The 13,797-nt window shown below is 63.4% G+C and carries 14 protein-coding genes and 1 tRNA gene; 12 read left to right on the top strand and 3 right to left on the bottom strand.

The features are described from left to right. The first annotated feature begins 14 nt into the window (after positions 1-14). Complete coding sequence (locus tag EN824_RS22805; RefSeq protein WP_135932723.1) at positions 15-617, top strand: nucleotidyltransferase family protein; 603 nt, start codon at positions 15-17, stop codon at positions 615-617. A 225-nt stretch (positions 618-842) separates the two neighbouring features. Here the strand turns inward: EN824_RS22805 and EN824_RS22795 are convergent, their stop codons facing one another. After that, positions 843-1,838, bottom strand: a complete 996-nt coding sequence (locus tag EN824_RS22795; protein ID WP_135932722.1) for an aldo/keto reductase — start codon at positions 1,836-1,838, stop codon at positions 843-845. A 96-nt stretch (positions 1,839-1,934) separates the two neighbouring features. Between EN824_RS22795 and EN824_RS22790 the strand changes: the two genes are divergently transcribed. The 9 genes from EN824_RS22790 (at position 1,935) to EN824_RS22750 (ending at position 10,930) form a co-directional block, all read left to right on the top strand. After that, entirely contained in the window at positions 1,935-2,822 is an 888-nt protein-coding gene (locus EN824_RS22790; protein WP_135932721.1) for a LysR family transcriptional regulator, read from the top strand. A gap of 59 nt (positions 2,823-2,881) precedes the next feature. Beyond that, on the top strand, positions 2,882-3,451 hold the full coding sequence (locus EN824_RS22785) for a cytochrome b (RefSeq protein ID WP_135932720.1): 570 nt from the start codon (positions 2,882-2,884) through the stop codon (positions 3,449-3,451). Between the two features lie 69 nt (positions 3,452-3,520). Beyond that, entirely contained in the window at positions 3,521-4,096 is a 576-nt protein-coding gene (locus tag EN824_RS22780) for a YceI family protein (protein ID WP_135921720.1), read from the top strand. Between the two features lie 114 nt (positions 4,097-4,210). After that, positions 4,211-5,200, top strand: a complete 990-nt coding sequence (locus EN824_RS22775) for a Gfo/Idh/MocA family oxidoreductase (protein WP_135932719.1) — start codon at positions 4,211-4,213, stop codon at positions 5,198-5,200. Between the two features lie 88 nt (positions 5,201-5,288). Then, positions 5,289-6,947 (top strand): FAD-binding dehydrogenase, encoded by a 1,659-nt coding sequence (locus EN824_RS22770; protein WP_127873313.1) that lies wholly within the window; start codon positions 5,289-5,291, stop codon positions 6,945-6,947. A 221-nt stretch (positions 6,948-7,168) separates the two neighbouring features. Then, positions 7,169-7,855, top strand: a complete 687-nt coding sequence (locus EN824_RS22765) for a response regulator (protein ID WP_127278796.1) — start codon at positions 7,169-7,171, stop codon at positions 7,853-7,855. 1 nt (position 7,856) lies between these two features. Further along, complete coding sequence (locus EN824_RS22760) at positions 7,857-9,131, top strand: ATP-binding protein (protein WP_127278791.1); 1,275 nt, start codon at positions 7,857-7,859, stop codon at positions 9,129-9,131. 103 nt (positions 9,132-9,234) lie between these two features. Then, positions 9,235-9,864: an isoprenylcysteine carboxylmethyltransferase family protein gene (locus EN824_RS22755; protein ID WP_189521927.1), complete on the top strand. Its 630-nt coding sequence runs from the start codon at positions 9,235-9,237 to the stop codon at positions 9,862-9,864. Positions 9,865-10,090: 226 nt separating this feature from the next. Next, complete coding sequence (locus EN824_RS22750) at positions 10,091-10,930, top strand: DUF3313 domain-containing protein (protein WP_127278789.1); 840 nt, start codon at positions 10,091-10,093, stop codon at positions 10,928-10,930. 256 nt (positions 10,931-11,186) lie between these two features. Here the strand turns inward: EN824_RS22750 and EN824_RS22745 are convergent. Next, positions 11,187-11,263 (bottom strand) — tRNA-Arg (locus EN824_RS22745). A 265-nt stretch (positions 11,264-11,528) separates the two neighbouring features. Beyond that, the gene (locus tag EN824_RS22740; protein WP_127873310.1) at positions 11,529-13,016 is read right to left on the bottom strand and encodes a HAMP domain-containing sensor histidine kinase; all 1,488 of its coding nucleotides are present in this window, start codon (positions 13,014-13,016) and stop codon (positions 11,529-11,531) included. A gap of 277 nt (positions 13,017-13,293) precedes the next feature. On the opposite strand from EN824_RS22740, the gene rpmH reads away from it, so the two are divergent. Next, positions 13,294-13,428 (top strand): 50S ribosomal protein L34, encoded by a 135-nt coding sequence (gene rpmH, locus EN824_RS22735; RefSeq protein ID WP_008833937.1) that lies wholly within the window; start codon positions 13,294-13,296, stop codon positions 13,426-13,428. Between the two features lie 14 nt (positions 13,429-13,442). Further along, positions 13,443-13,796, top strand: a complete 354-nt coding sequence (gene rnpA / locus EN824_RS22730; RefSeq protein WP_127278550.1) for a ribonuclease P protein component — start codon at positions 13,443-13,445, stop codon at positions 13,794-13,796. Position 13,797 lies beyond the last annotated feature (1 nt).

Genomic DNA, 13,797 nt, shown 5'->3' with positions numbered 1-13,797 from the left:
CCCTCCAAAGGGCGATGGACCATTTGCGTTATTCCGGGCTCCCGTTTGAGAAACAACGAAGTGCGTTTCTCGGCATCGTCGAGGCTGATCCGCTGCTTGTCGAAACGCTGGCACGGGTGCGCGCGTTTGCCTTGCCGGATTGGCTGGTGGTTTCCGGCGCGCTCTACAACAGCGTCTGGAACCATCTGACCGGCAAGTCGTCGGGCTACGGCATCAGGGATGTCGACCTCTTCTATTTCGACGACTCCGACCTGTCCTATGAGGCAGAGGACGCGGTGATCCGCCGGGCGGCTCGGTATTTCGAGGGACTGTCGCTACCGGTCGAAGTGCGCAACCAGGCCCGCGTGCATCTGTGGTATCCGCAGAAGTTCGGACAGCCCTGCCCGCGTTATACGAGTTCCAGTGAGTCCGTCAGCTATTTCGCCTCAAAGACACATGCGGTCGGGGTGCGCTACGGCGCCGATGGGCAATTGGAGCTGGTGGCGCCGTTCGAGCTCGACGATCTCTTCTCGTTTCGCATCACGCCGAACCGGGTGATGGACAACCAGCGGACGCATGAAGTGAAGGGCGCGCGGGCAAAGGAGAACTGGCCGGAGATTACGGTGGTGCCTTGGTGAGCGGCAGAAATTTGGATGTCGGTGCGAGGCGCCCCCCTCTGGCCTGCCGGCCATCTCCCCCACTTGGGGGGAGATCGGCAGCTTCAGGGCTCCGCCCTTCCTTCAACGTTGGCGATTTGCGAGAGCGCCGGTGACAGCCAAGTCCCCCCTGGTGGGGGAGAAGTCCGGCAGGACAGAGGGGGGCGCCTCGCGCCAGCGTCTGAAAGCTAGCGGATGCCGAAAAATCTACCCATTCACCAGCGTCAGCAGTTCCTCCGTATAGCGCTTGCCCATCACCTTATCCGGCGACAGCGCATCGCCGATCGCCGCCACCTCGGCCGCACTTAGCTCAATCCCAGCCGCCGCCGTGTTCTGCTCCAGGTGCCGGATTTTCCGCGCGCCAGGGATGGGGACAATAAAATCGCCCTGGTGCAGCACCCAGGCCAGCGCCAGTTGCGCCGAGGTGACGCCCTTGTCGGCCGCCATCTTTTCCAGCGTGGCGATCACCTCGGCATTGGCGGCCATGGCATCGGCCTGGAAGCGCGGCAGGACACGGCGCCAGTCATCGTCGCTCAAGGTCTCCGGCTTGGCGATGGTGCCGGTGAGCAGGCCGCGGCCGAGCGGGCTGTAGGGCACGAAGCCGATGCCCAACTCGCGGCAGACAGCGAAGACATCGTCTTCAGGGTCGCGGCTCCACAGCGAATATTCGCTCTGCACGGCCGCGATCGGGTGTACGGCGTGTGCCCGGCGGATGGTGGCGGCGCTCGCCTCCGACAGGCCCAGCGCCCGCACCTTGCCCTCACGCACCAGCTCTGCCATGGCGCCGACCGTATCCTCGATCGGCACGTTCGGATCCACACGGTGCTGGTAGTAGAGGTCGATGACATCGGTGCCAAGCCGCTTCAGCGACGCCTCGGCAACAGCCTTGACGTGCTCGGGACGGCTGTCGACACCGGCCATGCGATCCATGCCGGTGCCTTCCTCCAGGATCTTGAAGCCGAATTTGGTCGCGATCGTCACCTTGCCGCGAACCGATTTCAGCGCCTTGCCGAGCAGGATCTCGTTCTCGAAGGGGCCGTAGACCTCCGCCGTGTCGAAGAAGGTGACACCGATCTCGACGGCGCGGTGCAGAGTGGCGATCGCCTCGGCTTCCGGCTGGCCGCCATAGGCAAAGCTCATGCCCATGCAACCAAGGCCGACCGGGAAGACTTCGAGTTCAGTACCGAGTTTGCGGGTTTTCATCACGCGTCTCCTTGTTGTGATGCGGCAGAAATAATGCCTTGCGGTCCGTTCGATAATCGGCTCTTCTTAGTACGGGTCGTTCCAAGAAATAGATCAATGAACCGAGCGCATCTCTCACAGCTTGCGGTGCTGGCAACCGTTGCCCAATGCGGCAGTTTTCGCGGCGCGGCCAGGGAACTGGCGATCGCGCCTTCGGCGGTCAGCCACGCAGTCTCCAGCCTGGAAGCACGGCTTGGCGTGCGCCTTTTGGCGCGCAGCACGCGCAGCGTCGCTCCGACCGAGGAAGGCGCACAGCTTGAACGTTTGCGGCCGGCGCTGTCCGAGATCGACCTGGCGCTGGAAACGGCCGTCGAGGCGCGCGACCGGCCTGCCGGCAATCTGCGGCTGACCGTCCCGCGCACGGCTGCGCATCTGACGCTGACGCCGCGGCTCGGCGACTTTGCCGCCGCCTATCCCGAGATCGTGCTGGAGATCGTCATCGAGGACCGCTTCACCGACGTGGTCGAAGGCGGTTTCGACGCCGGCGTGCGGCTCGGCGAAAGCCTGCAGCGCGACATGATCGCGGTGCGCATCGGGCCCGATCTTCGCGGCGCCGTCGTCGGCGCGCCGTCCTATTTCGCGACGATGCCGAAACCTCGCCATCCGCGCGAGCTTGCCGACCATCGCTGCATCCGCTTCCGTTTCTCCAGCGGCGTCCTCTACCGCTGGGAATTCGAGAAGGACGGCGAGGAGATCGAAATTGCCGCGCAAGGACCGCTGATCCTCGACGAGGACCATCTGATCGCCCAGGCGGCGGTCGACGGCGCCGGGCTCGCCTTCGTCTTCGAGGACTATGTCCGCGCGCCGCTCGCCGACGGCCGGCTGATCCGCGTGCTGGAGGACTGGTGCCCGCCCTTTGAGGGATTCTTCGTCTATTACCCCAGCCGCCGTCAGATGCGGCCGGCGCTGAGGGCTTTCGTCGATTTCTTCAGGGTGAGCGGGTAGGCAACTCTGCCCCTTGGCGGCAAGGGGAAGAAAGCTGACCGCGCCAACGTTCGCCTCCCATGCAGACCATCACCAACACCACGACCCGCTATGGCTGGGCAACCATCGTCCTCCACTGGCTGATCGGGATCATCTTCATCGGCCAGTTCACACTCGGCTTCGTCATGGTCAGGACCCAGAGCCAGCGTACCGCCTTCGAGCTGATCCAGCTGCACAAATCACTGGGCTTTCTGCTGCTTGGGCTCATCATCCTGCGTATCGCCTGGCGGCTCGGCAACGCCGCACCGCCCTTGCCGCCTTCTGTCGGCGCCCTGGAGCGCCGCTCCGCGCCGTTGGCGCATCTGGCGCTCTATGTCTTCCAGCTGGCCCTGCCTCTGTCCGGCTGGGCGCTGGTTTCGGTCTCGACCCTGGAAATCCCCAGCATGCCGTTCCACCTGTTCGTCATGCCCAACCTGCCGCAGCCCGAATCCGACGCCGCCGAAAGTTTTTGGGCGTCGGCGCACTGGTATCTCGCCTATGCCGGCATCACGCTGGTTGCGCTGCATGTCTGCGCGGCCCTGCGCCATCATTTCCTGCTGCGCGACAGCGTGCTGACACGCATGATCACGCCTTCGTCAACCGGGGAATAGAACGGGCCTTGATCTCGTTGGTGCGGTGAGGACGCGAGAGAGCGTTGCCTCCGAACAAGGAACAATCCAATGCGTGCGCGAATCCTCGGATTGGCGGCTGCCGCCGCCTGTCTTGCCATGCCCGTCTATGCGGCAGTCGTACTCGGCGATGCCGCCGGCAGCTATACGATCAGCCAGGCTGGTTCCGCGATCCGCTTCACCATCGGCAAGGCCGGCGGCGGCGGCTTCGACGGCGCCTTTGCCCGTTTCAAGGGCACGATCCGCATCGACAACGATGATATCGGGCGCTCGAAGGTCGACCTCACCATCTATCCCGAAAGTGTCGGCACCGGCCAGGGCCGCATCGATGCCTTCCTGCGCTCCGATGCGGTGTTCGATGCGGCCAACAGTCCCGAAATCCAGTTCCGCTCGACAAGCGTGAGCCGCACCGGTGACACGACGGCGCTCGTCACCGGTCGGCTGACGGCGCGCGGCAAGACGTTTCCGGAAAAATTCACCGCCGAGCTCGACGGGTTGAAGGGCGGGGCGATCAAATTCCATGTCACCGGCAAGGTGCTGCGCTCGCACTACGGCATGGATGTCGGCACGCCGCTCTATTCCAATGTCGTCGATTTCGACATGACGCTGACTGGGAGAAGGGGCTAGGCGCGACCTGGTTCCTCGCCACAGCTTCGTGGGGCGGGGAACAGAGCACCCGCATTGGCTTTTCCGGCGATTTCGGGCAAACCTCCTTGCCTGTAACCGACAAGGAGAAGCGCGATGTTCCGATGGGGTGTGTTGTCGACGGCAAAGATCGGCCGCGAGCAGTTGTTGCCAGCAATCGTCGAGGCGGAGAACGGCGTGCTGTCGGCGATCGCCAGCCGCGACCTGTCGAAGGCCAAGGCATTGGGCGACCGCTTCGGCGCGCGCCATGCCTTCGGCTCCTATGAGGAGCTGCTCGCTTCCGACCAAGTCGACGGCGTCTATATCCCCTTGCCGACGTCGCAGCATGTCGAATGGACGGCCAAGGCCATCGAGGCCGGCAAGCATGTGCTGGTCGAAAAACCGCTGGCGCTCGACGCCAAGAACATCGCGCCCCTGATCAAGCTGCGTGACGCCAAGAAGGTGCTGGTCTGCGAAGCCTTCATGGTCATCTACCATCCGCAATGGATCAAGGTGCGTGATCTCATCGCCAGCGGCGCCATCGGCCGGCTGCGCCATGTGCAGGGCGCTTTCTCCTATTACAATGTCGATCCCAACAACATGCGCAACAAGCTCGATCTCGGCGGCGGCGCGCTGCCCGACATCGGCGTCTACCCGACCGTGTCGGCGCGCTTTTCGACCGGCAAGGAGCCGCTGCGCGTACAGGCAACGATCGAGCGCGACAGGACATTCGGCACCGACATCTATTCCTCGATCCGCGCCGATTTCGGCGATTTCGAACTGTCCTTCTACCTGTCGACCCAGATGGCGGCACGCCAGGTGATGGTGTTCCATGGCGAGAAGGGTTTCATCGAAGTATTCTCGCCCTTCAATGCCGGGCTGTACGACCATCACCGCGTCGAACTGCACAACCAGAATCACACCGAGGCGCAGGTGTTCCGCTTTCCCGGGACGCAGCAATACAGGCTGGAGGTCGAGACCTTCGCGCGGGCGGCGCAGGGCGGTAAGGAGCGGGTCTTCACGCTGGAAGAATCCGTGCTCAACCAGAAAGTCATCGACGCCATCTTCCGCGCCGGCGACAACAAGGGCGGCTGGGAGACCGTCTGAGCCATTGTTTGACGCAATTCCGGACGGAAAACCGCCTCACACTTTTCCTGGAATTGCTTGCTTAACCGGCTAATTCTGGGGGGAACAAATGGCTGACGACGCGGACGTGATCATTGTCGGCGCCGGCCTTGCCGGGCTGGTTGCCGCCGCCGAGCTTGCCGAGGCCGGCAAGAAAATCATCATCGTCGACCAGGAGCCGGAGCAATCGCTGGGCGGCCAGGCGTTCTGGTCGTTCGGCGGGCTTTTCCTGGTCGATTCGCAGGAGCAGCGGCGCATGCGCATCCGCGACTCCCATGATCTGGCGCTCGAGGACTGGATGGGCACCGCCGCTTTCGACCGGCCGGAGGATTTCTGGCCGCGCAAATGGGCGGAGGCCTATGTCGGCTTTGCCGCCGGCGAGAAGCGCTCCTGGCTCCTGCAGCGCGGCCTGAAATTCTTTCCTGTCGTCGGCTGGGCCGAACGCGGCGGCGGCAATGCCATCGGCCATGGCAATTCGGTGCCGCGCTTCCACATCACCTGGGGTACCGGTCCCGGCGTGCTAGAGCCGTTCGTCCAGTGCGTGCGCGAGGCGCAAAAGCGCGGATTGATCGACTTCAGGTTCCGCCATCGGGTCAATGAGCTGACGCGGACGGGTGCGGCCGTGACCGGCGTGCGTGGCGACATCCTGCAGCCGAGCACTGTCGAGCGTGGCCACAAGAGTTCGCGCGATGTGTCAGGCGACTTCGAACTGCATGCCCAGGCGGTGATCGTCGCCTCCGGCGGCATTGGCGCCAACCATCAGCTTGTCCGCGAGAATTGGCCCAAGCGGCTGGGCACGGCACCGAAGCGCATGATCACGGGCGTGCCCGACCATGTCGATGGCCGCATGCTGGCCATATCGGAACAGGCCGGCGGCTCGATCATCAACCGCGACCGTATGTGGCACTATGTCGAGGGCATCAAGAACTGGGCGCCGATCTGGACCGATCATGCCATCCGCATCCTGCCCGGACCGTCCTCGCTGTGGCTCGATGCCCGGGGAAAACGCCTGCCGGTGCCGCTTTATCCCGGGTTCGACACGCTGGGCACGCTCAGCCACATCATGAGTACCGGCTTCGATTATTCCTGGTTCATCCTGACCAGGAAAATCATCCAGAAGGAATTCGCGCTGTCGGGCTCGGAACAGAACCCCGATCTGACGGGAAAAAGCTGGCGCCAGGTGCTCGGCCGCGCCACGTCGGGCATCCCCGGTCCCGTCAAGGCGTTCATGGAAAAGGGCGAGGATTTCATCGTCGAGGCCGATCTTTCGAAGCTGGTGGCGCGCATGAACGCGCTGGCCGGCGGCGAACCGCTGCTCGATGTAGCAGGGGTCGAGCGCGAGATCCGCGCCCGCGACATGCAGCTCGACAATCCGTTCTCCAAGGACATGCAGATCACCGCGCTGCGCGGCGCGCGCGCCTATCTTGGCGACCGGCTGATCCGCACGGCAAAGCCGCACAAGATGCTCGACCCGGCGAACGGACCGCTGATCGCGGTGCGCCTCAACATCCTGACCCGCAAGACGCTGGGCGGCCTGCAGACCGATCTCGACAGCCGCGTGCTGGGTCCCGACGGCCAGCCGGTACCGGGCCTCTATGCCGTCGGTGAAGCCGCCGGTTTCGGCGGCGGCGGCGTGCACGGCTACGCGGCGCTCGAAGGCACGTTCCTGGGTGGCTGCATCTTCTCGGGCCGCAGCGCGGGCCGGGCAGCGGCACGTTCGGTGGGGTGAGATGGCGGCGTCTTGCAGGCCTTTGGCCAGGCATGGCAAGGCCGACGCCATCGGCCGTGCAACCGACGAACCGCAGCGGTGGTTGAACGCGACCCGTGTCGCCGCTCCATGCTTGGCCGGGTGGACGTTAAACGCAGTCAAGTTGTGTTAAGTTGGGTAAAATCCCGCCGCCCGCCCGCATTTGTGCCTTAGGGGCCGGCATGAATGACGGACGGAATGGAATGAACAAGGTCCTCCTCATCGACGACGATGTCGAGTTGACGACGCTGCTGCAGGAATACCTGGTCGAAGAAGGGTATGACGTGGCGACAGGCACGGACGGCGGCACGGCGATTGCCGCCGCCGCGCGCAAAGCGGCGGACCTGATCGTGCTCGATATCATGATGCCCCGAATGAACGGGATCGAGGTCCTGCAAAGGATCAGGAAGCTGAGCCAGGTTCCGGTGCTGCTGCTCACGGCAAGAGGCGATGACATCGACCGGATATCGGGCCTTAACCTCGGTGCCGACGACTATGTGACAAAACCCTGTTCGCCGGGAGAGCTCGCGGCCCGAGTGCGCGCGATCCTTCGTCGTGCGAACCAGCCCGCGGTCGGCGCGTCCACTGACACGCTGAGAGCCGGACGGCTGGTGATCCATCCGAGCAACAGAACCGCCGAATGGGACGGGCAGTTGCTGGAGCTTACCGGTACGGAGTTCAGCCTGCTCGAAGTTCTCGCTCGCCATGCCGGTCAGTTGGTGCCGAAGCAAGACATCTCGAAACGGGCTTTTGGAAAGCCGCTAGCCCCGTTCGATCGCCGCATCGACGTCCATATCAGCAGCGTGCGTCAGAAGCTCGGCCTCAGGGACGATGGACAGTCATGGATAAGGTCTGTTCGCGGCCAAGGCTATCAACTTCTTTTGGACTGACATGCCCCGGCTGTTCAAGAAGTTCTTCGTGATAACCTGGCTGACGCTTGCCGCGTCCGTCGCGATCATAGTCCTGACGCTCGACTTCTTTCAGACGCTTCCTTCCGCTTCGAAACTGGAACGCCAGAAGCAGGCGGTCGTCCTCGACCTGACTGAAAACCTCCTTGTCAAGGACGGTGAAGATGCCGCTCGGCGCTTTGCCCGTGCAAGCGAGGACACGGTGCCGGTCGGCCTCACGATCTCCGAGATCGCGGGATCCGGCGCATGCACCGATAGGAGCACGGCGGAGACAAGAACCGTCCTGAAGGACGGGAGTTGCTACCGGATCTCCGTGCCTCGGCAATACAGTGTCATTCTCGACAAGCTTGGTCCGTTCGTACCAGGGCTCGGTATTTTGATTTCGAGCGCGATATCGGCGGCCGCGCTCGCCCGATATCTCATTCGTCCCGTCGTGCACCTTCGCGACGGCCTGAGCGCGCTCGCCCATGGCCGCTTCGACGTCCGCATCGGACACAAGATGGCAGGCCGGAAGGACGAGGTCTCCGCGCTCGCGCATGATTTCGATTCCAGCGCTGCGCGGTTGCAGGAGCTGCAGGAGGCACAGCAGAGACTTTTCCACGACGTGTCCCATGAGCTGCGCTCCCCGCTGTCACGTCTGCAAGCCGTTGGGGGTGTCCTTCGGCAGAGTCCGGGCAAACTCGATGCCATGCTGGATCGCATGGACCGGGAGATCGAACGGCTCGATGCGCTGGTCGGCGAAGTGCTGACGCTCGCCAGGCTGACGGCCGGTTCCCGCCTCCCTCTGTCGACACAGAGGCTGGACGTCATCGATCTCCTGAACGAAATCCTGAGCGACGCGGCGTTCGAAGCCCAGGCACGCCAGGTTTCGATCACCACCAATGTCGACGACAGCTTTCTTGCCGAGGTCGAAGGCGAGCTGATCTGCCGGGCGCTGGAAAACGTCATTCGCAACGCCGTCAAATACACCGCCGAACACTCGCAAATCATCGTGCAATGCGAGACCACGGAACACCTCCTCAAGGTGTGCGTCGTGGATCAGGGGCCGGGCGTCAGGCGAGACGAACTCGAACGAATCTTCCAGCCATTCTCCCGCGGCAACGACGCGGCACCCAGAGGCGGGTACGGTCTTGGCCTTGCGATCGCGAGACAGGCAATCGAGCGCCATGGCGGGCGCGTATACGCGTCGCTGCCGGACGTCGGCGGCTTGGCCATCATGCTGGAGATTCCTCGGCAGCCGGCCAACGATCGAGGTTGATGGCAAGGTTTACCCAACTTTACACTGCCTTTACCGCCATTAACGCTGGCATCGCTAAAGCTGGACCGCGACCCCGGTTCTTCAAATGCGAGAGAGTGGACTGATGTCGGTGACCACGACGGTGTTTCAGCAGGGCAAGAGGATGCGGTTCCTCTGGCTGGCCGTGCCATTACTTTTGACGCCGGTCCTATTGTCGCAGAGCGCCTGGCCGCCGGAGACTCTTCCTCGCCAAGGCATGGAGCTTATTGGCTCCGCATTTATCATAATATGTGTCGCCGGTCGGTGCTGGGCATCGCTGTATATAGGCGGACGCAAGAACCGGGAACTCATAACGAACGGCCCTTATAACCACACCCGCAATCCGCTGTACTTCTTTTCTTCCCTAGGGCTTGCCGGCATCGGCCTGATTTTCGGGTCAGTGGCGATTGCGGCCTTCTACTTCCTGTTTGGGTATCTGGTATTCGCTTATGTCTCAGGCCGCGAATCGATTGCTCTTGACGGGCTTTTTGGCGATGCCTACCGGGAATATTGCCATGAGGTGCCCGCCTTCCTCCCTCGCTTCGGACGAAGCGTTGGCGACGTCGCGCATCAATTGCCCAGGACGTTCAACCCGGTTGCGCTGAAGCGTACCGCTATCGACAGTTCCTGCTTTCTCCTTGCAATCCCCGGGTCCGAACTCATCGAGTCGTTGCAATCCGCAAAGCTCCTCAAACCAATACTGCACCTCTTTTGATGGCTGGGCTGCCGGCCCGATGAAACAAGTTTCCTCCGGCCCGCGTACGGTTCTGAGGCGAAACGCCCCGCTGGCCGCACCATCACGCTGGCGCTTCCGGCGACGTATGCGCCGGCTGAAGATCCGTGCCGATCGTGGGTTTTACCCAACTTTACACTGCCTTTACCGCAATTAACGCTGGGGCCGCTAGAGCTGAACCCATGATGCCGGTTCAGACGATTTGACAATGATCCTGAAGCTTCGACGACTTGAAATGCGGCCGCGAGCAGCGCTCTGCGCGGCCCTGTGGTTGTCCGCGTGCACGAGTGTGCCCTTGCCCCAGGGCACGTCCCTCAGTTCCTACGCCGGAATGAGCCCATCCACGGGCATCCTCGCAAAAGCGAGATTGCGTGTGGATCCGGCGCCGTTGCTCGCCGCACAGACCGTGCGCATTGTACCGACCGCGACGCAGATCGGCAGCAGTGGCTTCGATCCCAAAGACCTGGCGCTCGTCGCCAACGCGGTCGACCGGGCGCTCTGCACTGACCTTAGCGACCGCTTCCAGGTCGTGGCCCCGAGCCTGCCAGCGGACCTCATCGTCCACGCTACCGTCACCGACATCGTTGCGACCAATCGTACGGCGGCGGCGGGTTCCGTCGTTGCGTCGCTCGGCGCCTCGGTGGCGGGGCTCGGCGTTCCAGTCCCCCGGCTTCCGATCGGCCTCGGCGGCCTGGCCATCGAGGCCGAGGCCGTCGACAAGGACAGTTCCCAGAAGGCAGCCATTCTCTGGTCGCGCGGTGCAAACATAATCACGACCAAGGCTCGGGTGTCCACGGTGGGGGATGCGTATTCCCTCTCTTCGGCCTTCGCCGCTGACTTCAGCCGCATGCTGCTCAAGGGCAAGGACCCGTTCAAGGGAATGCCGGCGATACCATCGATGCAAAGACTGCGGGCCTCGCTCGGCGGTGATCCGAAATACGATGCCTGCAAGGCGTTCGGAACGGCTCCCGGCATTCCGGGAATGGTCGCCGCCCGCTTCGGCCTGCCGCCCACCTGGACCGACAGGGGCGCCGCGGTCTCCCGCTAGCGATAGCGGATATTTGTCGCGAGAAGCGGCGCTCTGCCGCACTTCGAGCAATCTAGAGCCGTTCCAGGAAAAGCGTGTAGCGGCTTTCCGTCCGGAATTGCGTAAAAACAAAGAGTTAGAAGAAGCACGTCCAAGATTGGCAGCGGCGGCGGTCGCAATCATGGATCATGGGATCGAGTTCGGAACTGCTGCGAACCCTCGTTGCCGCTTCCAGCGAAGAATCGGCGGCGTCGGCGCTCATAGTTCTGTACCGAAATGGCGCGCCCGAAGAGATTCGAACTCCTGACCCCCAGATTCGTAGTCTGGTGCTCTATCCAGCTGAGCTACGGGCGCGCATCAGGCCATGTTTTCGACGGCCCCGCGATCCGATCCGAAAGACCGGCCGCGAATGTGTGCAGTTCCCTAACGACTGAATTTGCGAAAAGCAAGCCGATCCGGCAAAAGTTTTGTCGCAAGCCTGTCATCCAGCGATGCCGGCGCCGATCCCGGCACTTCGAGCCGTGGGATCAGCCTGAATCCAGACGGCGGACAATCGGGTAAGGTCAGGGAAGAGGCGGGCCCGGAAGGCGAGTAATCCTCAGCAAACGGCCGGAAGCCGTCAGGCCGGGCGGCGCAGGCTGCCACGGGCCTGGTCGAGGCGCACCGGCTGGTCGGGGATGGTGACGGCGAATGTCGTGCGCCCGCCAATCGACTCGACCAATTCCACAGTGCCGCCATGCGCGCGGATCAGTTCATGCGCGATGGCCAGGCCAAGACCGGTGCCGCCGCTGCGCGCGGAGCCGCGGAAGGCCGCGAACAGGTTTTCGCGCGCCTTCGGCGGCAGGCCGGGGCCGGTGTCGGTGACGGCGATGCGGCTGACACTGCCCATGCGCTCGGCCGAGACCGCCAGCCGGCGCACCACGGCGCTTTCGGTATCGGCCGCCATCGCCTGCACCGCGTTGCGGCAAAGGTTGGTGAGCACCCGGAACAGCTGGTCGGAATCGGCGTCCACCTCGAAAGCCGTCTCGACGGCGTTGATGAACTCGATGCCCTCCTCGATCGCCAGCAGGCCGTGCACGTCCTCGACAAGCTGGCGCAGCCGCACCCTGCGGCGCGAGGGCGGCGGCTCCTGCGTGCGGCCGTAATGAAGCACGCCCTCCGAATAGGCGACGGCGCGGTCGAGCGCGCGCACCAGTTTCGGCGCGAAGGCCTGCACGGTCGGATCCTTGACCTGGCGCAGGCGGTCCGACAGCAGCTGGGCCGAGGCCAGAATGTTGCGCATATCGTGATTGATCTTCGATACGGCGAGGCCGAGGTCGGCCAGATGCTTCTGCTCGGCCAGCATCTTTTGCAGCCGCTCCTGCATCTGCGACAGTTCGCGTTCGGCCACGCCGATCTCGTCGGCGCGATCGGCGGGGTGAATGATCCGCCCAGGATCGTCAGGGGCCTGGGAAAAGGACAGCATCGAACGCGTCATGGTGCGGATCGGGCCGATCATGATCAGGTCGATCGCGGCATAAACCAGCATGGCCGTGAACAGCGAGATCAGGAGCGAGACGAAGGCGACGTTGCGCGAATAGATGAGCATGGCCTTGCGCAGGGAGTAGTCCGGCATGATCAGCTCGAACTCCTTGTCGCTGTCGCCGACCGGTCCAAAAACCCGCAGCATCCTGTCGCCGCCGAAAAACAGCGTGTCCAGCGCGCCGGTCATGCCCTTGACCATGCCGACGCTGGCGAGATCGATGTGTTCGTCGACCTGTGGCGGCATGTCGGCCACCACCAGAAGCCGCGAGACACCGCCGTCGCGCACCGCGATCGCCTTGGCGCCGATGGCCATCAGCACGTCGTTCTGGGCCGTGCGCGACAGCGAGGTCGACTCGCCCTGCACCAGCACGATCGACACGGCGGCGGCCGTGCTCAGCCTCTCCTTGAGCCAGCTCAACCTATAGCTGGCGATCCAGGGCAGGAAGATCAGCACTTCGGCCAGCAGCACGAAAACGATGGTGAGCAGCAGCAGCTTCGTCGACAAACCGCGCGACAGGGGTACCGTGCGGACGGCGGCTGATGCCGTTCCGGTCCCTTCCCCTGCTTGGCTGGCTTCGCTCATGCGACTCGATCTTCACAATCACTTGATCAGCCAAGATTAGGCGATTACGGCTTTTTTGCCAATTTCTCCCTTGGTCGGAAAAATAGATGCTCCAAAAGAGGTGCGTCTTTAGCGCGCCGACGCCGGATTGACTTCCAAAACCCTTCTTTCTATAAGCCCGCTCACGCTCGGGCCATTCGTCCCGGCGCGGTTTCGATCGCGCCAAAACCGGCCCGGCAAAGCTCCTGTTACAAAGTGACAGAATCAAGAAGGGCCGCACCCCGCGGTATTAAAACAAATGAAGCGTACCTACCAACCGTCCAAACTCGTCCGCAAACGCCGGCACGGCTTCCGTGCTCGCATGGCCACCAAGGGTGGCCGTGGCGTCGTCGCAGCTCGCCGCAACCGCGGCCGCAAGCGGCTCAGCGCCTAAGCGAGACGAGATCGTTGCCCGCAACCGGCAAGCCAGTGGGGCAAAATCCCAAGCGGCTTCTGAAACGCGCGGAATTCCTGGCCGTCCGTCGTGGTGAAAAGCGACGCGGACGGTTTTTCCTCGTCGAGGTCCTCGACCGCGGCGACGGCGGGGTGCCGCGCGTCGGCTACACCGTTACCAAGAAGGTCGGCAACGCTGTTGTGCGCAACCGCGTCAGGCGGCGGCTGAAAGAGGCCGTCCGCGTCCATGCCGCAGATGACATGGTGCCCGGCAATGATTATGTCATCGTCGGGCGCGATGATGCGCTGCGCGCCCCCTTCGGCCAGTTGAAGGCCGAACTCTCCCGCCGGATTCGCGGAACACGATAGG

The sequence above is a fragment of the Mesorhizobium sp. M8A.F.Ca.ET.181.01.1.1 genome, from assembly GCF_004792025.1.
Lineage (GTDB): Bacteria > Pseudomonadota > Alphaproteobacteria > Rhizobiales > Rhizobiaceae > Mesorhizobium.
The sequence above is the reverse complement of the archived record's forward strand: the minus strand, read 5'-3'. Positions and strand labels throughout refer to the sequence as shown.